Below are 21,205 nucleotides of genomic sequence, written 5' to 3' on the forward strand. Positions count from 1 at the left end.
GGAGGAAGACATGCCCATCGAGATCCTCGGAATGATCGCCACGACCCCCGGCTCGGAGTCCCAGGCGCTCACCGGACCCATCGTCGACCCCGGCTTCGTCCGGGACTTCTCCCGCGCGCACGAGGAGGCCGGCTTCGACCGTGTGCTCATCGGGTACAGCGCGAGCTCGCCGGACGGCTTCGCCGTGGCCGCCGCCGCCCTCCACGCGACCGAACGCCTGAAGGTGCTCATCGCGCACCGACCCGGCTTCGTCGCCCCGACCGTCGTGGCCCGCAAGCTCGCGACCCTCGACCACCTCACCGGCGGCGGGCGCGTGGCCATCCACCACATCACGGGGGGCAGCGAAGCCGATCAGCGCCGGGACGGCGACTGGAGCGAGAAGGCCGACCGCTACCGCCGCACGGGCGAGTTCATCGACGTGCTGCGCAGCTCGCTGACATCGGAGTCCCCGTTCGACTACGAGGGCGAGTTCTATCACGTGGAGGGCGCGTACTCGGCGGTGAAGCCGGCGACGGATGCCGGCATCCCGATCTTCTTCGGAGGGCTCTCGGACGGCGCCGTCGACGTGGGCGCCGCGCACGCCGACGTGTACATGCTCTTCGGCGAGCCGCTGGCCGCCGTCGGCGAGCACGTCCGCACGATCCGGGCCGCCGCCGCCGCGCGCGGACGGTCGATCGAGTTCAGCCTGTCGACGCGCCCGATCATCGGCGCCACCGAGGAGGAGGCGTGGGCGAAGGCCCGCCGCATCTACGACGAGACCAAGACGCTGCAGGAGCGCAAGCTCACCGGCAACACACTGGCCTTCGCCGCGCCCCGCCGCCAGGAGCGGACCTCGGTGTCGGCGAACCTGCTGCAGGAGCACGCGCAGCTCAGCGACGTGCACGACGAGCGCCTGTGGCTCGGAATCACGAAGCTCACCGGCCCGAGCGGCAACTCGACGGCGCCGGTGGGCACGCCGGAACAGGTCGCGGAGGCGCTGCTGAAGTACTACGACCTCGGCGTCTCGAAGTTCCTCATCCGCGGTTTCGACCCGCTCGGCGATGTCGTGGACTGGGGGCAGGAGCTCGTGCCGCTCCTCCGCGAGGGTGCGCGCCGCCGGGACGAGGAGGCCGCGCGCCGCGTCGCCTGACCCGCTCCGCCCCGACCGCCGGTCGGACGTTCCCACGTCCGGTCGGCGGTTTCGCGTTCGCGGCGCCTCGACCGCGCGCTCGGGCCGCGGCGACGGGCCGCGTGTTCGGACCGCCTTTTCAGACCGCGTGTGCCGACCGCGGCGTTCAGAGCGCGGCGATCAGACCGGGGCGTTCAGACCGCGGCGATGACGTGCGCGTCGCCCGCGCCGCGCGCGACCGGCCGTCCGGGACTGCGCGCCCACTGGCTCCACGAGCCCACGAAGACGCGCGCGTCGATGCCGGCCACCGCGAAGGCGAGCGCCGAGTGCGTCGACGGGATGCCGGAGCTGCAGTACACGACGACGTGGACCCCGGGCTCGATGCGGTGCCCGGCCAGGGTCGCGCGGATCTCCGCCGCGGGACGCAGCAGACCGTCCGCCGCGATGTGGCTCACGGTCGGGATGTTCACCGCGCCCGGAATGTGCCCGGCGACCGGGTCGACCCCCGGCACCTGTCCCCGGTAGTGCTGCGGCGCGCGCACGTCGACGAGCACGCCGTCGCGCGGCGCGCGCGCCGCGTCGTCGATGCTCGCCGCCCCGGCCCCGGACGCCGCGAGCGCGATGTCCCCGGGCCGGACGGCGCGGTCGCTCGCCTCGACACGCAGCCCGGCGGCGATCCACGCGCGGAAGCCGCCGTCGAGCACCCGCACGTCGACGCCGTGCCGGCGCAGCGTCCACCAGGCGCGGGCGGCGGCCACGCCGTCGTTGTCGTCGTAGGCGACGACGCGATCGCCCGCGTGCACACCCCAGCGTCGCGCGGACGCCTCGAGGTCCTCGCGCTCGGGCAGCGGATGCCGCCCCTCCTCGGGGCGCCCGGGGCGGGCGAGCTCGCGCTCCAGGTCGACGTAGACGGCGCCCGGGAGGTGGGCGGCGAGGTAGTCCGGCCGCCCCTCCGGCTGGTTGAGCCGCCACCGCACATCGAGCAGTCGCACGGGCGCGCCCGCGGAGAGCTCGGAGACGAGCTCATCGACGCGGACGAGGGACGACATGCCCCCATCGTCGCCGGGGAACGGCATCCACGCCGCCGCCGCCGCAACAGGACGAAACCCGCGACGTCACATGCCGTCACACGCGGTCACAGGGGCACACACTCGGCCCGCGCCGCCGCCGCGGGGTTCTAGCGTCGACTCATGACCACCCGCACCGCCACCGCCGAGGCCGCCGCCGCACACGCTGCCCACACGCTCGGCACCTCGCTCTCGGCGGACGAGTTCAAGTCCCTCTTCCGCGGGCACCCGGGCGGGGTCGCGGTCATCACCGCCGACGCCGGCGACGGCCCCGTCGCGCTCACGGCCACCTCGGTCGCGTCGGTGAGCGCCGAGCCGCCGCTGCTCATCTTCTCCATCTCGGCGCAGTCATCGGCATCCGATGTGCTGTCGCGTGCGGAGACCGTCGTCGTGCACCTCCTCGACGCGCAGGACATCGACATCGCCAAGCTCGGCGCGACGAGCGGGGTCGACCGCTTCGCCGAGACGCACCGGTGGTCGCGCCTCGTGACCGGCGAGCCGGTCTATCACGACGTGCGCGCCTGGGTGCGCTGCGCCGTCATCGGCCGGATGGATGCTGGCGGCTCCACCGTCATCGCCGCGCACGCGCTGCAGTCGCGCCTCGAGCGCGACGTCGACGGGGGCGAGCACGGCGACGCGCTGGTGTACCACAACCGCACGTGGCACCGCCTCGGGGACCACTCGCGCATCGACTGACGCGGCGCGGCGCGCGACCCCGCGGGATGCGGTTCATCCGCGCCGAAGGGCGGGTGCGGGGCGTCGTGACCCGCACTTCGACGCGGGTGGACATCGCCGCCCCGACGGCGGAGGATGCGGGAGCCCGCCGCTAGCCTGACACCATGACCTCGGTGCTCGTGCTCGACGACCACGACCTGATCCGCCGGGGCATCGCCGACACGATCGACTCCGCCCCCGACTTCCACGTCGTCGCCGAGGCCGCGAGCGCCCATCAGGCCCTCGCCCGCACGCAGGCGACCTCCCCCGACCTCGCCGTCCTCGACATGCGCCTGCCCGACGGCGACGGCGCGCAGGTGTGTCGCAGCATCCGCTCCTTCTCCCCCGCGACCCGGTGCGTCGTGATCTGCTCCGTCGACGACGACGCCGCCCGTGCCGCAGCGGCGGAGGCCGGCGCGGCGGCGTTCCTGCTCAAGAGCATCCGCGCCGCGGACCTGCTCGAGGCGCTGCGAGCCGTGGCTGCCGGCCGCACCCTGTCGGCGACGCTGCGGCCGCGGGTCGCCCCGACGAGGATGCGGGCGCGGAAGGATGCCGTGGAGCTGACGACGCGGGAGCGCGAGATCCTCGAGCTCATCGGCACGGGGCTCGGCAACCGCGAGATCGGGCGGCGGCTGGGGATCGCGGAGAAGACCGTGAAGAACTACGTCACGGGCCTGCTCCGGAAGATCCAGGTGGAGAGCCGCACCCAGGCCGCGCTCTACGCCGTCCGCCGCACGCTCAGCTGAGCCGCTCGGGCGACCCGCGAGCGCACGAAGAAGCGGCGCGGACCCCGGAGGGATCCGCGCCGCGTGTGCGGCCCGGGTATCAGACGAGCCAGCGGAAGCGCTGCACGAGAGGCAGCTTCTTCCACATGGCACCCAGACCCCACGTGTCGCCGGCCATCGTTGCCGCGACGACGATCAGGGCGAGTGCGTAGATGATGTGGTAGTCCACGAGCGGGTTGGTGGAGCCCGCCATGAACGGCCACTCGGCCAGGTACATCATGACCATGATCGCGGTGCCGGCGACGGCCGCGACGCGCGTGCCGATGCCCAGCATGATCGCGGCGCCGACGCCGAGCATCCCCGCCATGAAGAGCACGTCCACGAGCGGGCTGGCGATGCTCTGGAAGAAGGGCTGCAGCGGGCCGACGACGGCGGGGCTGTTGAGGAAGCCCTGGGCCGGGGTGCCGCCGTTGATCCAGGCGCGCTCGATCGGGGTGGAGAACCCGAGGCCGAACGTCTTGTCGAGGAAGGCCCACAGGAAGATGAAGCCGGTCGCGAACCGCGTGACGGCGAGCCAGCGACGGGCGGTCACGGAGGTGACCACCTCGGCCTGCAGGGCGAGGGGCTTCGTGGCGGCGGCGGTGCGGGCCGCCGCCATCGGGAGGACGGTGGGAACCGCGTGAGTGGTCATTTCTCTGACTCCTTCTGCCCGTCGGCTCGTGACCTCAGGGCGATTCGTTTGTGGTCTGACCACACTTACGATCCTCGTTCGGCTCGCGCCGCGATAGGGACCTTCGTCCCAATGAGCATGGAGGAGCAGCCGACGCGGCGTCAGCGACCGCGGAAGAGGGGAGCCCGCTTGGCCTGGAAGGCGGCGAACCCCTCGCGGTAGTCCTCCGTGTCGCACAGGGCGACCTGCGCCGCGTTCTCGGCGTGCATCGACCGCCAGAGTCCGAGCCGCTCGTCGCGCAACTGCGCGATGAGCTGCTTGCTCGCGAGGAACGCGGCCGTCGCGCCTGCCGCGGCGCGGGCCGCGGCATCCATCGTCTGCTCCAGGACCGCGTCGGCGGGGAAGACCTGGGAGAAGAGACCGGATGCCACCGCCTCGGCGCCGGTCATGAGACGCCCGGTGTAGATCAGGTCGAGCGTCTTGTGTGCACCCAGCCGCTCGAAGAACAGCGCGTGCCCGCCGGAGTCGAGAGTCGCGCCGAGCGCGGCGAAGGGCGACCCGATCTTCGCGTTCTCCGCGACGTAGACGACGTCGGTCGCGATGAGGAGGCCGAGTCCCACGCCGAGGCACGCGCCCTGCGCGGCCGCGAAGGTCGGGGCGGGAAACGCCGCCATCCGCTGGAGGAGCGGCTCGACGAGCCCGTCGAGGTAGCCCGAGACGTCGTCGTTCCGCGGGTCGACGCCGGAGATGTCACGGCCGGCGCAGAACGCGCGTCCCTCGCCCCGCAGCACGAGTGCGCGGACCCCCGCGAGCTCCGCCTCGGCGTACGCGTCGGCGAGGTCGCGCACCGCCTGCTCGTCGAGCGCGTTGAGGCGGTCGGGGTTCTCGAGCACGATCTGCGCGACGGCGCCGTCGATGCGGAGGTCGATCATGCGTGCTCCTAGACGTCGTAGTCCACCGCGACCCGGTCACTGGTCGGGTGCGATTGGCAGGTGAGGATGTAGCCGCGTTCGAGCTCGTCCGGCTCGAGCGCGTAGTTCTCGGTCATGTGCACGGAGCCGGTGAGGAGCCGGGCGCGGCAGGTGCCGCACACGCCACCGGCGCACGCGAACGGCGCGTCGGGACGCACGCGCAGGGCGGCAGTGAGGATGGACTCGTGCGCGTCGACGGGGCTCTGCACGGTCGCGGAGTGGCCGTCCAGCGTCACCTCGACCGTGACGACGGGCTGGTCGTCGCGGACGACGACGGGGCGGCGATCGCCTGGCTCGGGTCGCGGGTCGTCGCCGGTCGTGAACAGCTCGTACCGGACATGGGAGCGGTCGACGCCGATGTCGGCGAGGGTGTCGCGGCAGAGCTGCACGAGGTCGAGCGGCCCGCAGAGGAACCACTCGTCGATCGTCTCGGGCAGCACGAGGGCGTCGAGGATCGTGCGGAGCTTCTCCGCGTCGATGCGGCCGGACAGCAGCGGCGCGGAGCGCTGCTCGCGGGAGAGCACGTGATGCAGAGCGAGCCGCGTCGGATAGCGGTCCTTGAGGTCGGCGAGGTCTTCGAGGAACATCACGTCGGTGCTCGAGCGGTTCGTGTAGACGAGTGTCACGCGCGATGTGTCCGATCGCCCCAGCACGGCGGATGCGAGGGCCATCACCGGTGTGATCCCCGATCCTGCGGCGATCCCGGCGATGTGGGCGCCGTCGAGGTCGGCGAGTGAGGAGGTGAAGGTGCCCTGCGGGCTCATGACGTCGAGGGTGTCCCCGGGGCGCAGCCCGGTCTGCGCCCACGTCGAGAACCGTCCGCCGCGGTCGCGCTTGATCGCGATGCTCAGCGATCCCGGCGTCGGCGGGCGGCACAGGGAGTAGGAGCGGCGCATCTCCTGGCCGTCGAGCGTCGTCCGCAGCGCGACGTACTGGCCGGGCAGGTAGCCGTAGTCCTCGCGCAGCGCGCTCGGCACCGCGAAGGTCACCTCGATGGCATCCGCCGTGAGCGGTCGTACCTCGGTGACGGTCAGCGGGTGGAAGCGCGCGCGGGTGCGGCCGGGGGCCGTGGGTCCGCCGACGGCGCTGTGCAGGAAGGCGTCGGCGACGGCATCCGCGGTGCCCGTCGGCTGCGGAACAGCCATCAGTGCACCTTGAAGTGATCGAAGGGCTCGAGGCACGAGCGGCACTCGTAGAGCGCCTTGCACGAGGTCGACCCGAAGCGCGACACCTCACGCGTGTCGAGCGAGCCGCATTGCGGGCACCGGACGGCGAGCTGCACGGGCAGCGGGCCGGCGGCTCGGCGACCCGCCGGGCTGGAACCCGTCGGCGGCGCGATCCCGTACGCCAGCAGCTTGCGCTTGCCGTCCTCGCTCATCCAGTCCGTCGTCCACGCGGGCGACAGCGTCAGCCGCACGTCGACCTCCGCGAACCCCGCGCGCGTGAGGGCCAGCACGACGTCGTCGCGGATGGCGGACACGGCCGGGCAGCCGGAGTAGGTCGGCGTGATCGTGACGGTGACGCGCTGCCCCTCGACCTCGACGCCGCGCAGCACCCCGAGGTCCTCGATCGTGAGCACCGGGACCTCCGGGTCGCAGACGGCGGCCGCCGCCTCCCAGGCCGTCACCATGTCGCACCCGGATGGCGCCGCGCCAGGACCTGCATCTCGGCGAGGAGGAAGGCGAGCTGCGGGAAGTGCCGCCCATGGCGCCCGCCCGCCGCCGAGGGCTGGACGGCGGGCGTCTCCAGCTCGGCCTCGGCGAACACCGCGGCGATGACCGCGTCGAACGGCGCGCGCAGGCTCGACGGCCGCACCGCGACGCCCTCGAGCGCATCGATGAGCGGCGTGTCCCGGAAGAGCTCGTCGACGTACGGCCACACGTCGCCCACGGCGCGGATCATCCGGCGCCGCGACTCGTCGGTCCCGCCGGCGAGGCGCAAGGTCCACTGCACGGCGTGGTCGCGGTGGTATTCGACCTCCTTGACGGCCTTCGCGGCGACGGCGGCGAGTGTCTCGTCCGCCGACCCGGCGAGGGCCGCGTAGAGCTCGAACAGGTACGCGGATGCCACGAGCTGACGCGCGATGGTCTGCGCGAAGTCGCCGTTGGGCTGGGCGAACAGCCACGCGCACCGGAATTCCGGCTCGTCCCGGAAGTACGCCAGGTCGTCCTCGGTGCGGCCGTCGAACGTGCCCGCGTAGTGCAGCAGCGAGCGGGCGTGGCCGAGCAGATCGAGGGCGATGTTCCCGAGGGCCATGTCCTCCTCGAGCTCGGGGGCGCGCGCGATCCAGCCGGCGAGCTGCTGGGCGAGGATGAGCGCGTCGTCGCCGAGCCAGAGGGCGTACGCGGCGACCTCCGCCGTCGCGGCACGGCCCTCCGCGCCCGCGAGCTCGGCGCTCAGCTGCACCTCGTCGACGGTGACGTCGCCGTGCGCGTCGTATCCGGCGTTCACAGGTGGGGCACCCCCTCGGAGGCGGTGTAGTACCGCGCGTGGCGGAAGTTCTTGCCGGCGGGCGATTCGAAGAACGCGCCCTTGGCGTCGGGGTCGCTCGTCGTGATGGCCTCCGCCGGCACGACCCACACCGACGTGCCCTCCCCGCGACGCGTGTACAGGTCGCGGGCGTTGCGCAGCGCGAGGTCGGCGTCGGGGGCGTGCAGCGACCCGGCGTGCACGTGCGAGAGTCCACGGTTCGCGCGGACGAACACCTCCCACAGGGGCCACGTGTCGCGATCGGAGGATCCGGGGGTCGTCATCACGCCACCGCCTTCTCGTTCTTCTCCGCCTGGCGGCGCGCGTAGGCGACGGCGGCCTCCCGCACCCACGCGCCGTCCTCGTGGGCGGCTCGGCGATGCTGCAGGCGCGCGGCGTTCATGGGCCCGCGACCGGCCAGCACCTCGTGGAACTCGGTCCAGTCGATCTCGCTCGTGTGCCAGCGCTGCGCCTCGTCGTCCCAGCGCAGCTCGGGGTCGGGCAGCGTGACACCGAGGATCTCGGCCTGCGGCACGAGCATCCCGATGAACCGCTGCCGCAGCTCGTCGTTGGAGAAGCGCTTGATCTTCCAGGCCATCGACTGCGCCGAGTTCGGCGAGGACTCGTCGGGCGGCCCGAACATCATGAGCGACGGCCAGTACCAGCGGTCGACGGACTCCTGGGCCATCGCGCGCTGCGCGTCGGTGCCCTGCATGAGGGTCAGGAGGATCTCGAAGCCCTGCCGCTGGTGGAAGGACTCCTCTTTGCAGATGCGGACCATCGCACGCCCGTACGGGCCGTGCGACGCGCGGCACAGCGGCACCTGGTTGCAGATCGCGGCGCCGTCGACGAGCCAGCCGATCGCGCCCATGTCGGCCCACGTCGGCGTGGGGTAGTTGAAGATCGAGGAGTACTTGGCCGTCCCCGCGATGAGCTGCGTCGTCATGTCGTCGCGCGTGATGCCCAGGGTCTGGGCGGCGGAGTACAGGTACAGGCCGTGCCCGGCCTCGTCCTGCACCTTCGCGAGGAGGATGGCCTTGCGCTTGAGGCTGGGCGCACGGGTGATCCAGGTGCCCTCCGGCTGCATGCCGATGATCTCGGAGTGCGCGTGCTGCGAGATCTGCCGGATGAGCGTCTTCCGGTAGCCCTCCGGCATCCAGTCGCGTGGTTCGATGCGCTGCTCCGCGTCGATGAGCGCGTCGAACGCCGCCTGCGCGGCGGCCGTGTCGTCCGCGGTCAGGGCGGTGAGATCCGGTGCGGTGGTCATCGTCGACTCCTTTACAGACCGTTCGTTCAGTAAGTCTAGATGTCGGATGCCGAGGGGGCAACGGCGGCCGTCACGAGCGAGCGACCCCGGAACTCGGCGACGACGTCGCCGCTCTCGTCCGTGACGGTCACGTCGTACAGGCCGGTCCGGCCGCTCACCACGCGCCGCGTCGCGCGCGCCGTCAGCGTCTGCCCCTCGCGCGTGGCCTTGAGGAACGTGATCTCCGCGCCGGAGGCCACCGTCACGCGGTCGCCCTCGTTGCACGCGATCGCGAACGCGGTGTCGGCGAGCGCGAAGACGAAGCCGCCGTGGGTGATCTCGAAGCCGTTGAGCATGTCGTCCCGGACGACCATCGAGACGATCGACTCCCCGGGCTCGTCGCGCTGCACCTGCATGCCGAGCGCCGCCGAGGCGCGGTCGCGCTGCATCATCGGGCGGATGGCGGCGCTCATGCCGCCACCTCCGCTGCGGACGATCCCGGGGGCGTCTCGGCCGGATCCCCCGTCGGGGTCTTCGCCACGAGGGTCAGGACGTCGTACTGGGCGACGATCTCGTCGCGCTGGTTGTGGATGACGGCGTCCCAGCGCACCTCGCCGTACTCGTCGGTCTCGCGGGGCGTGATCTGCTTCGCCGTCAGTGTCACGCGGATCTCGTCGCCCGGCGAGACCGGGGTGAGGAACCGCAGTGCCTCGAGCCCGTAGTTGGCCAGGACCGGGCCCGGCGCGGGGTCGACGAACAGGCCGGCGGCCCACGACACCAGGAGGTAGCCGTGCGCGACGCGTCCGGGGAAGAACGGATTGGCGGCGGCGGCCTCCTCGTCCATGTGCGCGTAGAAGGTGTCGCCGGTGAGGTGCGCGAACGTCTCGATGTCGGCGAGCGCGACCTCCCGCAGGGGCGAGGCGAACTGGTCGCCGACCTGCAGGTCGGCGAGCGACTTCCGGAACGGATGCCGTCCCCCGCGGTCGGCCGCGGCACCCGCGTGCCAGACGCCGGTGAGCGCCGTGAGCATGTCGGGCGAGCCCTGCACGGCGGTGCGCTGCATGTGATGCAGCACGGCGCGGATGCCACCGAGCTCCTCGCCGCCGCCGGCGCGGCCGGGTCCGCCGTGCACGAGGTGCGGGACGGGCGCGCCGTGTCCCGTCGAGGTGCGGGCGTTCTCGCGACTGAGGAAGAGCACACGGCCGTTGAACGCGCCGATCCGGCTCAGCAGCTCGACGGCGACGGCGGGGTCGTGCGTCGCGACGCTCGTGACGAGCGAGCCCCCGCCGCGCGCGACGAGATCGGCGGCCTCGGCGACCGTGTCGTAGGCGAGAACGCTCGCGACGGGCCCGAACGCCTCGACGGCGTGCACGGCCGGCGTCGCGGTGTCGTCGAAGCCGAGGAGGATCGGCGTCAGGAACGCGCCGTCGGGGGCCGGGCCCGTCGTGCCGTCGGCGCGGACCACGTCCGGCTCACCGAAGGAGCCGAGCAGCACCCGACCGCCGGCCGCGCGCAGCGCCTCGACCTGCCGGAGCACCTCCTCGCGCTGGGCGCGGGACACGAGCGGCCCCATCGTGACGCCCTCGGCGCGCGGGTCGCCCACCACGACGCGCCGGTCGATCTTCTCGCGGACGGCCGCGACGAGGTCCTCGACGGCGTCGGCGGGCACGATCGCGCGGCGGATCGCCGTGCACTTCTGCCCGGCTTTCGCAGTGAGCTCGACGACGAGCTGCGAGACGTACGCGTCGAACTCGGGCGTGCCGGCGACGGCGTCGGGTCCGAGGATCGAGGCGTTGATGGAGTCGGTCTCGCGCGTGAAGCGCACCCCGTCCGGCGCCTGCGCGCGCAGGCGCTCGGCGGTGTCGGCGCTGCCGGTGAACCCCACGAGGTCGCCGAGGCGGAGGTGGTCGAAGAGCCCGGGCACCCCGCCGCTCACGAGCTGGAGCGTCCCGGCCGGGACGAGGCCGGAGTCGATCAGGATGCGCACCCAGGCCTCGGCGACGTAGGCCGTGGGGGTCGCCGGCTTCACGAGGCTCGGGACGCCGGCGAGGAACGCGGGCGCGAACTTCTCCAGGGCGCCCCACATCGGGAAGTTGAACGCGTTGATCTGCACGGCGACGCCGGGCAGCCGCGTGTAGACGTGCTGACCGAGGAACGAGCCGTCCTTCGACAGCGGTTCGGCCGCTCCGTCGACGTACACCTGGGCGTTCGGGAGCTCGCGCCGCCCTTTCGACGCATAGGTGAACAGCACTCCGATGCCTCCGTCGACGTCGCCCAGCGAGTCGCGGTGCGTCGAGCCGGCGCTCCGGGACAGGTCGTACAGCTCCTGCTTGCGCTCGGTGAGCGCGAGGGCGAACTGCTTCAGCAGCAGCGCCCGCTGATGGAAGGTCAGTGCGCCGAGGGAGGCCTGTCCGCGGGTGCGGGCATGCGCGAGCGCGCCGACGAGGTCGGCGCCCGCCGCGCTCATGCGGGCGACGGTCTCGCCGGTGGACGCGTCGCGCACGTCGACGGCGTCGACGTCGTCCGCCGGGGTCCACCACGCGTCGGCGAGATAGCTGGGCAGGATGCCGATCATCCGGTGCTCCATTCGTAGAATCCGCGGCCGCTCTTGCGGCCCAGGTGCCCCTCTGCGACGAGCCGCCGGAGCAGTTCGGGCGGGGCGAACCGCTCGCCGAGCGCGGCGTGCAGCTGCTCCGCGATGCCCAGGCGCACATCCAGGCCGACGATGTCGGTCGTCCGCAGCGGTCCGGTCGCATGCCGGTAGCCGAGCTCCATCGCGGTGTCGATGTCGGCGGCCGAGGCCACGCCGTCTTCGACCATGCGGATGGCCTCGAGGGCGAGGGCGAGGCCGAGCCGACTGGAGGCGAAACCCGGCGCATCCCGGACCACGACGGGGGCCTTGCCGAGCGCGGCGACCCACCCGCGCGCCGTATCGGCGAGCGCGGGATCGGTCTCCGCGCCGATCACGACCTCGACGAGCGCCGAGGACGGGACCGGGTTGAAGAAGTGCAGGCCGAGGAATCGTGCGGGCCGATCGAGTGCCGCGGCGAGGTCGCCGATCGGGATCGAGGAGGTGTTGGAGGCCAGCACGGCGTCCGCGCCGAGCGCCGCCTCTGCGCGCCGGAGCGCCGCGACCTTGACGTCCCGATCCTCGAACACCGCCTCGACGACGAGCTCGCTGCCGCGGAGGTCCTCGGCATCCGCCGTCACGTGCAGTCGCGACGCGACGTCGGCCGGCGTCCGCGCGGTCGCGCCGCGCTCGAGGGAGCGCCGGAGGCTCTCGGCGATCCGCTCCCGGGCGGCATCCCCCGACGCCGCGTCCCGCTCGACGAGGGTCACGTCGGACCCGGCGAGGAGGAAGGCGTGCGCGATGCCGGCGCCCATCCGGCCGCCGCCGACGATGCCGACGCGCTCGGGCAGGGTCACGACCGCTTCCTCTCCAGGAACGCCGTCATCCGGCGGAACTTCTCGGGGCTCTCGAACAGCTCGGCCTGCAGTTCGAGGTCGATCGCGGGATGTGCCTCGAGGGGTGCGTGCAGCGCGCGCTTGGTGTACTGGACGGCGAGCGGATCCAGGCGCGCGATGCGGTCGGCGATCGCGTGCGCCGCGGGCAGCAGCTCGTCTGCCGGGTGCACGGCGGAGAGCACCCCCCACGCGAGAGCCTCATCGGCCGTGAGGGCACGCCCGGTCAGCAGGAGCTCCGCGGCGCGCCCCGCGCCGACGAGCCGCGGCAGCAGCCACGAGGCTCCGGCGGCGGCGATGATGCCGAGGGCGGGCTCGGGGTTGCCGATCGAGACGTCCGGAGTGCCGATCCGGATGTCGGCGGCGTACGCGAGCTCGGCGCCCCCGCCGAGCGCGAATCCCTCGACGGCGGCGATGACCGGCATCGGCAGCTCCCACACGCGCCGGAACGCGGCGGTGTTGATGCCCGCGCGCGCGTCCGCGGCGCGACGCTCGCGCAGCTGGGCGATGTCGGCGCCGCCGGCGAACACGCCGCCCGCTCCGTGCAGGATCAGCACGCGGGGCTCGGCCTCGAGCTCGGCGCACAGCTCATGCAGCGCGTCGACGGTGGCCCGGTCGATCGCGTTGCGGACCTCGGGCCGGTCGAGGGTCGCGATGACGCGGTCGGCCCGGCGTTCGATGCGGAGCGGGCGCCCCGACGACTGCTCTCCGCGCATCACCCCGGACATCGTCATCCTCTCGGTCTGCCCGCCGCGTCGCGGGCGGCGACGGCGCACCCTGTTACTCACCGATCGTTCAGTAATAGTGTCAGAGCGTGCGACGAACGGTCAACGGGCCGCGGAGCGGATGGGAGACTGAATCGTGACCACCTCCGCCGACACGGCGGCCGCCCGCCGCGGCCGGCCGGGCTATGACCGCCGGCAGGTGCTCGACGTCGCAGTGACCCTCTTCAACGAGCAGGGCTACGACGCCACCTCCGTCGCCGACCTGGCAGAGCGCCTGGGGCTGTCGAAGTCGGCGCTGTACCACCACTTCGCCTCGAAGGAGGAGCTGCTCGCGATCGCCCTCGAGACTGCGCTGAGTCGTCTGGAGGCCGTCCTCGACGGGGCGCTCGCACTCGACGCCTCCGCCGCCGACCGGCTCGAACACGTCATCCGCGGGGCCGTCGCGGTGCTCACCGCCGAACTCCCCTCGGTCACGCTGCTGCTGCGTCTCCGCGGCAACAGCGCCGTGGAGGTCGCGGCCCTCGAACGTCGCCGCCTCTTCGACCAGCGCGTCACAGGTCTCGTGCGCAGCGCCCAGAGCGAAGGCCGTCTCCGGGCCGACATCGACGCCGGCGTCGCGACGCGGCTGATCTTCGGGATGGTCAACTCGGTCGTCGAGTGGTACCGCCCGGACGGCCGCGTGGACCCCGCCCTGCTCGCCGAGGACGTGCTCACCGTGGCGCTGAGCGGGCTCCTCCCCCGCGATGACCACGGGTGATTCTTGCGCGGATGTGACGAGAACCCAGCGCAAGCACAGCGGAACCCGCTAAGGTGAGCAAGACGGATACCGCCGTCCGGATCTCCTGGTCACTCGGAGATCTGCGAACCGAATACCGTCATCCACTCAATCTGCAGGGATCCGCGCACTCGCGCATCGGGCTGATTGCCTCAAGAAACGAACAACTCTTCATCTCTTCACCCCCTCCGGTCGCGTGCCCGTCATGTGCGCACCAGGTCATCTGGCATCAGGCCGACGACGATGTCTACTCCGCCACGCGGGGCAGCGAGTTCGCCGGCTTCATCACCGTCGACGCCGACGGCTACACCACTCACGACGCGCTCGCACGGCGACGCGGCGTCCATGCGTCCCTCGCCGCCGCGCAGGCCGAGTTCGTCCTCTCCGGACCCTCGCCCTTCGCCGCCCTCGGACACTCCACCCCGCTTCCGTCGCGACGCCGTCGCTTCGGATCACCAGGGTCGCACCGCGGCCCCACACCAAGAAGGAAGAACACAATGGCCGTTGGCACTGTGAAATGGTTCAACTCCGAAAAGGGCTTCGGCTTCATCGAGCCCGAGGATGGCTCGGCGGACGTCTTCGCCCACTTCAGCGCGATCGAGGGCAACGGCTACCGTTCGCTCGACGAGGCTGCTCGCGTCGAGTACGACGTCGAGCGCGGCCCGAAGGGCCCGCAGGCTTCGCGTATCCGCGTCCTGTGATCGCAAGCGGCGGCGGGGCGGGCTTCGCGCCTGTCCCGCCGTCGGCATGTGCGGCCACCTGACAGTCCGGCCTCACATGCCTGTGTATGTCCCGCGCATGCCGTTGCGGGAATCCATACGCGCGTAGAGTCACGCTGAAGGGCGGTCAGACGACTGCCCCTCCACACAGTCTGGCTCTCGGGTCTTTCTGCAGATCCGAGGAGCAGACTTGACCGCTGCCACCGTCGCCTCCACGTTGGGGCCCATTCGTCAGACGTACGCCGGCTCCGATTCGTTCCCGCCGATCGGCCGCGCGTACTCCGAAGTCTCCAACGTCGTGAAGGAGACGGGCCTGCTCCGCCGGGCCCCGTGGTTCTACTCCCTCGTCGGCACCGCCGTGGCCCTCGGCATCGGCGGCTGCATCACCGGCTTCATCCTGCTCGGCGACAGCTGGTTCCAGCTGCTCATGGCCGGCGCCCTCGGTCTTCTGCTCACGCAGGCCGCGTTCCTGGCCCATGAGGCCGCGCACCGCCAGATCCTGTCCAGCGGCCCGGCCAACGACCGGCTCGCGCGTTTCATCGCCTCCGGCGTGGTCGGCATGAGCTACGCGTGGTGGGATGCCAAGCACTCCCGTCACCACGCGAACCCGAACCGGGTCGGCAAGGACCCCGACATCGAGATCGACACGATCTCGTTCCTCGACGAGGACGCCGCGAAGGCCCGCGGCATCCAGCGCTTCATCACGCAGCGCCAGGGCTGGCTCTTCTTCCCCCTGCTGACGCTCGAGGGCCTGAACCTGCACTTCCTCGGCATCAAGTACCTCGTGACGACGCGAGGCGTCAAGGGCCGCTGGACCGAGCTGTCGCTCATCGTGCTCCGCCACGCCGCGCTCCTCGTGCCGGTCTTCCTCTTCCTCCCGCTCGGCATGGCGTTCGCGTTCATGGGCGTGCAGCTGGCCGTCTTCGGCGTCTACATGGGCGCATCGTTCGCGCCCAACCACAAGGGCATGCCGATCATCGCCCCGGATGCCCGCCTGGACTTCTTCTCGAAGCAGGTCCGCACGTCGCGCAACATCGGCGGCGGCTGGTGGGCCACGTGGCTCATGGGCGGCCTCAACTACCAGGTCGAGCACCACCTCTTCCCGAGCATGGCGCGACCGCACCTGTCGAAGGCGCGCGACATCGTCCGCGATCACTGCGCGACCCTGGGCGTGCCGTACACCGAGACGAGCCTGCTGCGCTCCTACGCGATCGTCATCGAGTACCTGAACCGCGTCGGCCTCGCCGCGCGCGACCCGTTCGACTGCCCCATGGTCGGCGAGTACCGCCGCGCCTGATCTCACAGCATCCGCGTAGCCGCGGTGGATACGGTCGGACCATGGATGCGAAGCCCGACTCCCTCGTCGTGACGACCGCCGACGGAGTGGCCACGTTCTCTCCGGAGCAGCTCCGCACGATGCGCGACGAGTTCCAGCGATTCCTCCTCGAGTACCAGTTCGGGCTGCGGGAGGTCGAGACGAAGCTCGGCATCCTGCGTGACGAGTTCCAGCTGACGCACGACTACAACCCGATCGAGCACGTCTCCAGCCGGGTCAAGTCGGCGGACAGCCTCGTCGAGAAGGTCACGCGGAAGGGCATCGACCCGGAGTTCGACTCGATCCGTGCGCACATCACCGACATCGCGGGCGTGCGGGTCACGTGCAGCTTCGTGGAAGACGCGTACCGCCTCTCCGATCTGCTGACCCAGCAGGACGACATCCGCGTGCGGCAGGTGAAGGACTACATCGCCGAGCCGAAGCCCAACGGCTACAAGAGCCTGCACGTCATCGTCGAGGTGCCGGTGTTCCTCTCGTCCGGCCGGGTGGACGTCGCCGTCGAGGTGCAGTTCCGCACCATCGCGATGGACTTCTGGGCGAGCCTCGAGCACAAGATCTACTACAAGTACGACGGCGCGGTACCGGACTCCCTCCTCGCCGAGCTGAAGGATGCCGCCGACACGGCCGCGGAGCTCGACGCGCGGATGGAGCGCCTGCACGGCGAACTGCACGGCCCGCGCCCGCGCGGGCGCCTGTCCGCCGTCTGACCTCCCGCCCGTCGGTGTCGTGTCGCTAGGGTGGCCCCATGAGCGCCGCTGCCGGGACCGGGATGCCGTTGCGGGACTACCGCATTCACCGGTACGTGAACGCCTTCTGTCCGCGGTGCCACGAGGAGGACCCCGACCGCGCCCTGTCCGAGGTGCGGCGGCTGTCCGGCTGGCTCGCGGTCCGGGGCGGCCGCGTCTGGCTCGAGCGGGGCTGCCCCGACCACGGCCTCGTCCGCACGATGTACGACGAGTCGGCCGAGATCCTCACCTACCTCGAGCAGTGGACGGCGCCCACCAAGGTGCACGAGCCCGACATGGCCGGCAACTTCAAGCCCGTCCCCTCGGCCTATGAGGACGGCCTGCCGCAGATGCAGACGCAGCACACCTGCATCCTGCTGCAGGACCTCACCGACCACTGCAACCTGCGCTGCCCGACGTGCTTCGCCGAGTCCAGCCCCGCCGCCTCCGCCGTCGCGCCGCTGGCCGAAGTCCTGGCCTCCGTCGACGCGCGCCTGGCCCGCGAGAACGACCGCATCGACGTCCTCATGCTCTCCGGAGGGGAGCCCACGCTCTATCCCTGGCTCGAGCAGCTGCTCGAGCATCTGGTGGCCCGGCCCGTGGTGCGCATCCTGCTGAACTCCAATGGGCTCCGCATCTCGCAGGACGACGCGTTCGTCGAGACGCTCAAGCGCCATCGGGAGCGGGTCGAGGTCTACCTCCAGTACGACGGGGAGAGCGCCCAGGCCTCGACGCACCACCGCGGCGCGGACATCCGCCGCTTCAAGGAGAAGGCGCTCGCACGCCTGTCCGAGGCCGGCATCTTCACGACGCTCACGATGACGGCCGCGCTCGGCGTCAACGACGGCGAGATCGGCGACGTCATCCGGCGCGCGATGCGGACGCCGTACGTCGGCGGCGTCACGATCCAGCCCGTGTTCGGGTCGGGGCGCTCGGCGGGCATCGATCCGGACGACCGCCTCACGCACACCGGGGTGCTGGCCCGGCTCGGGCCGCAGACCGACGGAGAGGTCACCTGGAAGGACCTCACCGCCCTGCCCTGCAGCCACCCGCACTGCTGCTCGGTCGGCTACCTGCTGCAGGACGACTCCGGCGACTGGAAGTCGCTCACCTCGCTCATCGGACACGACCGGCTCAAGGAGTTCCTCGAACTCGAACCCGACCTCATCGCGAACCGGATCGCGGACTCGCAGCTCAACAAGGCGATCCGGCAGGTCGTGAAGAACTCGCTGCTCGATCTGCTGAGCGAGCAGTCGTCGCTGTCGCACCCGTCGATGGCGTCGATCTGGAGCGACATCTGCCAGAACTGCGATCTCGGCATCGGGACGCTCGCGACCCTCGCGGCGTCGGGTCTCCCCGGTCAGCATCAGCGGCTCCGCAAGATGCTCGGCGAGCGCGTCAAGCGCATCACCATCAAGCCCTTCATGGACATCAACACGATGATCGAAGAGCGCCTCACGCAGTGCTGCGTGCACGTGGCCACCGTCAACGAGACGACCGACGCGCACCAGTGCGCGCCGTTCTGCGCCGTGCAGGCGTGGGCACCGCTCGGGCGCCGCCGGCTGTCGACCGCGACCGGCACACGCAGCCAGATCCCGGTGAGCGTGGCGCGATGAGCGCCTACGACTTCAGCGGCCTCAACCGGCGCGACGACTCCGTCGCCGATCCGGCGCCGCCGTTCGACCCGCTCCGGCTGTGCGTCTACACGACGGTCGCCCTGCTCGCGGCGCTGCTCGGACCGATCGCGGTGCTCGCGTTCGCGGTCGTCGCTATCACCGGCTACGCCAAGGCCCGGCGCGCGGGGCTGCTGCGCTCGCGCTGCAAGCTCGGCGACACGCGGCTCGTGCTCGCCTACCTCGCGGTGATCGCCGTGGCCGCCGCGGCGGCCGTGCCGCTGTGGATATCGCTCTGGGTCTCGGTCTGGACCTGAGCGGTGTTCCCCACGCTGCAGGACCTCGTCGGGTGGATGCCGCCGGCTGACACCCATGCGGTCTTCGTGGCGCTGGGACTCGGGGCGGCGGGCATCGTCTTCCTCGTCGAGGAGCGCCGGCGCGGCGTGACCGACCCCCGCATCCCGCACATCGTGCTCGGCGCCCTGCTCGGCGCCGCCCTCTTCTCCCGGCTCGGGACGTGGGCGCAGCACCTCGACCCCACCCAGAACCTCAGCCTCGTCGACCAGCTCGCCTACGGGAACGCGTCGATGCTCAGCGCGCTCGTCGGCGCGTGGGCGGGCGTGCATGTCGCGAAGCGGATCGTGCGCTACCCGGAGCGCACCGGTGATCTGTTCGCCCCGGCGGTCGCGCTGGCGATGGTGATCGGTCGGATCGGCTGCCTCCTCACCGAGGAGCCCGGAACGCCGACCGGCATGGGGTGGGGAATTGTGCTGGATGCGGACGCCGCCGCCCGCGTGGGTGCGCCGGCGGGCGTCCCGCTGCATCCGAGCTTCGTGTACGAGATCGTCTTCCACGCCCTCGCGTTCGCGGCGCTCTGGTGGTGGCTGCGGCACCGTCCGCTCGCCGCCGGCGAGACGCTGACGCTGTACATCGCGGCCTACGGCGTCTTCCGCTTCCTCGTGGAGTTCGTCCGCGGCAACGACGTCGCGTGGCTCGGACTCACGCGGCCGCAGCTGTTCCTCCTCGTGACGATCCCGCTCCTCATCGCCCGCATCGTCTACAAGTCCTCGCGCGGACAGTTCCGCGCACCCGCACCCACTGCACCAGGAAGGACGTCGCATCATGAGCAACAGCACGCCTGAACCGCCCGACGACGAGGATGCCGTCGGAGCGGACGCCGGGCCGCCGGCCGCCGCACCGCCCCTCCCACCCGACCCGGGACCGCCCCTCCCGCCCGACCCGGGGCCGCCCGTCCCGCCTGCCGGGTACGGGCTGCCACCGCAGGGAGCCGGCGGTGTGCCGCCGCAGGGACACGGCGTGCCCCCGTACGGCGGACCGCCGCAGGCCGGACCGCCGCAGGCCGGACCGCCGGCCGGCTACGGTGCGCCGCCTCCCGGATACGGGCCGCCGCCTCCCGGGTACGGTGTGCCGCCCAAACGGCCGGGACCGGGCATCGGGCTCGGCACGGCGGCCGGCGCGGGGCTGTTCGTGCTCGCGATCGCGCTGTTCTTCGCGACCGGGAGCATGATGCCGTCCGCCAACGGCCTGCTCGGGGGATCGTCGTACATCCTGCCGTTCTGGCCGTTCATCGTCATCCCGCTCCTGACGGCCCTGCTCTACTTCCTGCCCAAATGGCGGCGGTTCGCCACCGGTGTGATGATCATCTTCGCCGCGATGTGGATCGTGCTCGTGGGTCCGTGCGTCGTGCTCATCGCCGGGATGAATCCCTGACGGGTTCCCTCCGTCCCAGCGGGTCGGTAGCGTCGAGTCGTGGGCCACATCGAACTGCGCGACCTCGACGACGACGACCTCGACGCCGTCTTCGAGATGATGCGCGACCCGGAGGCGGTGGCGATCGCCGCCTTCACGGCCGAGCGGCCGGACGACCGTGCGACCTTCGATGCCTGGATCGCCCGCGAGCGCGCCGCCGAGGGCGTCACGATGCTCGTCGTGACCGAGCGCGGCGGCTTCGCGGGCACGGCGGCGGCCTTCACGGTCGACGGCGACCGCGAAGTCAGCTTCTGGATCAAACGCCAGTCGTGGGGGCACGGCGTCGCGACCGCGGCATTGCGCCTCCTGGTCTCGCACGAGGCCGAGCGTCCCCTCTTCGCGCGCGTCGCGGCTCACAACGCGGCATCCATCGCCGTGCTGGAGCGCAACGGCTTCACGGAGGTCTCCCGCAGCATCGCGTACGCCCCGGGACTCGGCCGAGAAGCCGAGGAGATCGTCTTCACCCTCGTGCCGGCGCTCGACGGGTACTGATCGGATCAGCCGCGCCCCTGCGCGCGGCCGAGTGGTGGCCGGTGCGGCACCGGGATGGGTTTGGTGTGGCGGAGCTGCCGGTTGTCGAGTCGTTGGGGTTCCGGCGGCGTGGGAGGCGGGGGATGCTCGTCACGCCCCGGGAGGGGGTGTGTCATACCGCCAGACTGCGCGAGGTCGGCCGTGGCCCGGAGGGGATTGACAGGTTTCGCATCCGGAGCTAGCCCGGCGGGGCCACGCAACGGCGCAGCGCCCGCCCCGCGCGAGCCCCGGCAGGGTCAGGCGGAGAGCTCGCCGTCTCCGGGGTCGGTGGGCTCGGGCACGATGTGCAGCCCGGTCGGCGAGTTCGCCGTGAACATGAGTGCTTCGGTCCAGGCGCGGTTCAGCCGCAGCGGGCGACTGCCGTAGTACTTGTACACGAGCGAGGCCTGCGGGTGCACCCAGATCGAGGTGCGCCCTTCTCCGATGCTCTTGTCGTCACGCCACGTGAAGTGGAACGACTCACCCCGTCGGAGCTTGTTGCCGATGACGAGTTGGATGTGCGCCATCGCGCGGTCGTCGAAGTCCACCTTGACGGTGCCCTCGTAGATGAACTTGCCCACCCGGAGATCCTCTCGTAAG

At 71.7% G+C, this 21,205-nt stretch carries 25 protein-coding genes; 12 read left to right on the plus strand and 13 right to left on the minus strand.

The annotated features are described in order from the left end of the window. Positions 1–10 precede the first annotated feature (10 nt). Positions 11–1,129 carry an LLM class flavin-dependent oxidoreductase gene (locus QZL85_RS06575; protein WP_295575137.1) on the plus strand — a complete coding sequence of 373 codons (1,119 nt, stop codon included), beginning with the start codon at positions 11–13 and terminating at the stop codon, positions 1,127–1,129. Between the two features lie 173 nt (positions 1,130–1,302). Here QZL85_RS06575 and QZL85_RS06580 read toward each other — a convergent pair whose 3' ends face one another. Continuing rightward, the gene (locus tag QZL85_RS06580; RefSeq protein WP_295575138.1) at positions 1,303–2,157 is read right to left on the minus strand and encodes a sulfurtransferase; all 855 of its coding nucleotides are present in this window, start codon (positions 2,155–2,157) and stop codon (positions 1,303–1,305) included. 141 nt (positions 2,158–2,298) lie between these two features. Here QZL85_RS06580 and QZL85_RS06585 point away from each other — a divergent pair, with 141 nt between their 5' ends. After that, the gene (locus QZL85_RS06585) at positions 2,299–2,871 is read left to right on the plus strand and encodes a flavin reductase family protein (RefSeq protein WP_295575140.1); all 573 of its coding nucleotides are present in this window, start codon (positions 2,299–2,301) and stop codon (positions 2,869–2,871) included. A 143-nt stretch (positions 2,872–3,014) separates the two neighbouring features. Next, positions 3,015–3,635, plus strand: coding sequence for a response regulator transcription factor (locus QZL85_RS06590; RefSeq protein WP_295575142.1), 621 nt, complete (start codon positions 3,015–3,017; stop codon positions 3,633–3,635). A 79-nt stretch (positions 3,636–3,714) separates the two neighbouring features. On the opposite strand, the gene QZL85_RS06595 is transcribed toward QZL85_RS06590, so the two are convergent. The 11 genes from QZL85_RS06595 to QZL85_RS06645 all read right to left on the minus strand — a co-directional run bounded on the left by QZL85_RS06595 (position 3,715) and on the right by QZL85_RS06645 (position 13,160). Then, positions 3,715–4,305, minus strand: coding sequence for a DoxX family protein (locus QZL85_RS06595; protein WP_295575144.1), 591 nt, complete (start codon positions 4,303–4,305; stop codon positions 3,715–3,717). A gap of 140 nt (positions 4,306–4,445) precedes the next feature. Beyond that, a complete protein-coding gene (locus QZL85_RS06600; protein WP_295575146.1) occupies positions 4,446–5,216 on the minus strand; it encodes an enoyl-CoA hydratase/isomerase family protein in 771 nt (256 codons plus the stop codon). A gap of 8 nt (positions 5,217–5,224) precedes the next feature. After that, the gene (gene paaE, locus QZL85_RS06605) at positions 5,225–6,400 is read right to left on the minus strand and encodes a 1,2-phenylacetyl-CoA epoxidase subunit PaaE (RefSeq protein ID WP_295575149.1); all 1,176 of its coding nucleotides are present in this window, start codon (positions 6,398–6,400) and stop codon (positions 5,225–5,227) included. Beyond that, positions 6,400–6,885: a 1,2-phenylacetyl-CoA epoxidase subunit PaaD gene (paaD, locus tag QZL85_RS06610; protein WP_295575152.1), complete on the minus strand. Its 486-nt coding sequence runs from the start codon at positions 6,883–6,885 to the stop codon at positions 6,400–6,402. The genes paaE and paaD overlap by 1 nt, the downstream gene beginning before the upstream one ends. Then, on the minus strand, positions 6,879–7,706 hold the full coding sequence (gene paaC / locus QZL85_RS06615; protein WP_295575155.1) for a 1,2-phenylacetyl-CoA epoxidase subunit PaaC: 828 nt from the start codon (positions 7,704–7,706) through the stop codon (positions 6,879–6,881). Before paaC ends, paaD begins: the two co-directional genes overlap by 7 nt. Further along, entirely contained in the window at positions 7,703–8,008 is a 306-nt protein-coding gene (paaB, locus tag QZL85_RS06620) for a 1,2-phenylacetyl-CoA epoxidase subunit PaaB (RefSeq protein WP_028497090.1), read from the minus strand. Before paaB ends, paaC begins: the two co-directional genes overlap by 4 nt. Beyond that, entirely contained in the window at positions 8,008–8,991 is a 984-nt protein-coding gene (gene paaA / locus QZL85_RS06625; RefSeq protein ID WP_295575158.1) for a 1,2-phenylacetyl-CoA epoxidase subunit PaaA, read from the minus strand. The genes paaB and paaA overlap by 1 nt, the downstream gene beginning before the upstream one ends. 35 nt (positions 8,992–9,026) lie before the next feature. Continuing rightward, positions 9,027–9,443 carry a hydroxyphenylacetyl-CoA thioesterase PaaI gene (gene paaI, locus QZL85_RS06630; RefSeq protein ID WP_295575161.1) on the minus strand — a complete coding sequence of 139 codons (417 nt, stop codon included), beginning with the start codon at positions 9,441–9,443 and terminating at the stop codon, positions 9,027–9,029. Then, positions 9,440–11,545 carry a phenylacetic acid degradation bifunctional protein PaaZ gene (paaZ, locus tag QZL85_RS06635; protein ID WP_295575164.1) on the minus strand — a complete coding sequence of 702 codons (2,106 nt, stop codon included), beginning with the start codon at positions 11,543–11,545 and terminating at the stop codon, positions 9,440–9,442. The genes paaI and paaZ overlap by 4 nt, the downstream gene beginning before the upstream one ends. After that, on the minus strand, positions 11,542–12,396 hold the full coding sequence (locus tag QZL85_RS06640; protein WP_295575166.1) for a 3-hydroxyacyl-CoA dehydrogenase family protein: 855 nt from the start codon (positions 12,394–12,396) through the stop codon (positions 11,542–11,544). Before QZL85_RS06640 ends, paaZ begins: the two co-directional genes overlap by 4 nt. Further along, positions 12,393–13,160: an enoyl-CoA hydratase/isomerase family protein gene (locus QZL85_RS06645; protein WP_295575169.1), complete on the minus strand. Its 768-nt coding sequence runs from the start codon at positions 13,158–13,160 to the stop codon at positions 12,393–12,395. The genes QZL85_RS06640 and QZL85_RS06645 overlap by 4 nt, the downstream gene beginning before the upstream one ends. A 133-nt stretch (positions 13,161–13,293) precedes the next feature. On the opposite strand from QZL85_RS06645, the gene QZL85_RS06650 reads away from it, so the two are divergent. The 9 genes from QZL85_RS06650 to QZL85_RS06690 all read left to right on the plus strand — a co-directional run bounded on the left by QZL85_RS06650 (position 13,294) and on the right by QZL85_RS06690 (position 20,587). Next, positions 13,294–13,914, plus strand: a complete 621-nt coding sequence (locus QZL85_RS06650; RefSeq protein ID WP_295575172.1) for a TetR/AcrR family transcriptional regulator — start codon at positions 13,294–13,296, stop codon at positions 13,912–13,914. A gap of 515 nt (positions 13,915–14,429) precedes the next feature. Beyond that, complete coding sequence (locus QZL85_RS06655) at positions 14,430–14,633, plus strand: cold-shock protein (protein WP_036273086.1); 204 nt, start codon at positions 14,430–14,432, stop codon at positions 14,631–14,633. Positions 14,634–14,841: 208 nt separating this feature from the next. After that, positions 14,842–15,948 (plus strand): acyl-CoA desaturase, encoded by a 1,107-nt coding sequence (locus QZL85_RS06660; protein ID WP_295575174.1) that lies wholly within the window; start codon positions 14,842–14,844, stop codon positions 15,946–15,948. A gap of 119 nt (positions 15,949–16,067) precedes the next feature. Then, a complete protein-coding gene (locus QZL85_RS06665; RefSeq protein WP_295575660.1) occupies positions 16,068–16,694 on the plus strand; it encodes a GTP pyrophosphokinase family protein in 627 nt (208 codons plus the stop codon). A gap of 38 nt (positions 16,695–16,732) precedes the next feature. Continuing rightward, the gene (locus QZL85_RS06670; protein ID WP_295575177.1) at positions 16,733–18,328 is read left to right on the plus strand and encodes a radical SAM protein; all 1,596 of its coding nucleotides are present in this window, start codon (positions 16,733–16,735) and stop codon (positions 18,326–18,328) included. Continuing rightward, positions 18,325–18,642, plus strand: a complete 318-nt coding sequence (locus tag QZL85_RS06675; protein ID WP_295575179.1) for a hypothetical protein — start codon at positions 18,325–18,327, stop codon at positions 18,640–18,642. The genes QZL85_RS06670 and QZL85_RS06675 overlap by 4 nt, the downstream gene beginning before the upstream one ends. Before the next feature lie 3 nt (positions 18,643–18,645). Beyond that, complete coding sequence (locus QZL85_RS06680; protein WP_295575181.1) at positions 18,646–19,467, plus strand: prolipoprotein diacylglyceryl transferase; 822 nt, start codon at positions 18,646–18,648, stop codon at positions 19,465–19,467. Next, positions 19,448–20,056 carry a hypothetical protein gene (locus tag QZL85_RS06685; protein ID WP_295575182.1) on the plus strand — a complete coding sequence of 203 codons (609 nt, stop codon included), beginning with the start codon at positions 19,448–19,450 and terminating at the stop codon, positions 20,054–20,056. The genes QZL85_RS06680 and QZL85_RS06685 overlap by 20 nt, the downstream gene beginning before the upstream one ends. A gap of 39 nt (positions 20,057–20,095) precedes the next feature. Beyond that, a complete protein-coding gene (locus QZL85_RS06690; protein WP_295575185.1) occupies positions 20,096–20,587 on the plus strand; it encodes a GNAT family N-acetyltransferase in 492 nt (163 codons plus the stop codon). A gap of 275 nt (positions 20,588–20,862) precedes the next feature. Here QZL85_RS06690 and QZL85_RS06695 read toward each other — a convergent pair whose 3' ends face one another. After that, on the minus strand, positions 20,863–21,186 hold the full coding sequence (locus tag QZL85_RS06695) for an ATP-dependent DNA ligase (RefSeq protein WP_295575186.1): 324 nt from the start codon (positions 21,184–21,186) through the stop codon (positions 20,863–20,865). Between the last annotated feature and the right edge of the window lie 19 nt (positions 21,187–21,205).

This window comes from uncultured Microbacterium sp. (assembly GCF_900078385.1).
In the GTDB taxonomy this organism is placed as follows: domain Bacteria; phylum Actinomycetota; class Actinomycetes; order Actinomycetales; family Microbacteriaceae; genus Microbacterium.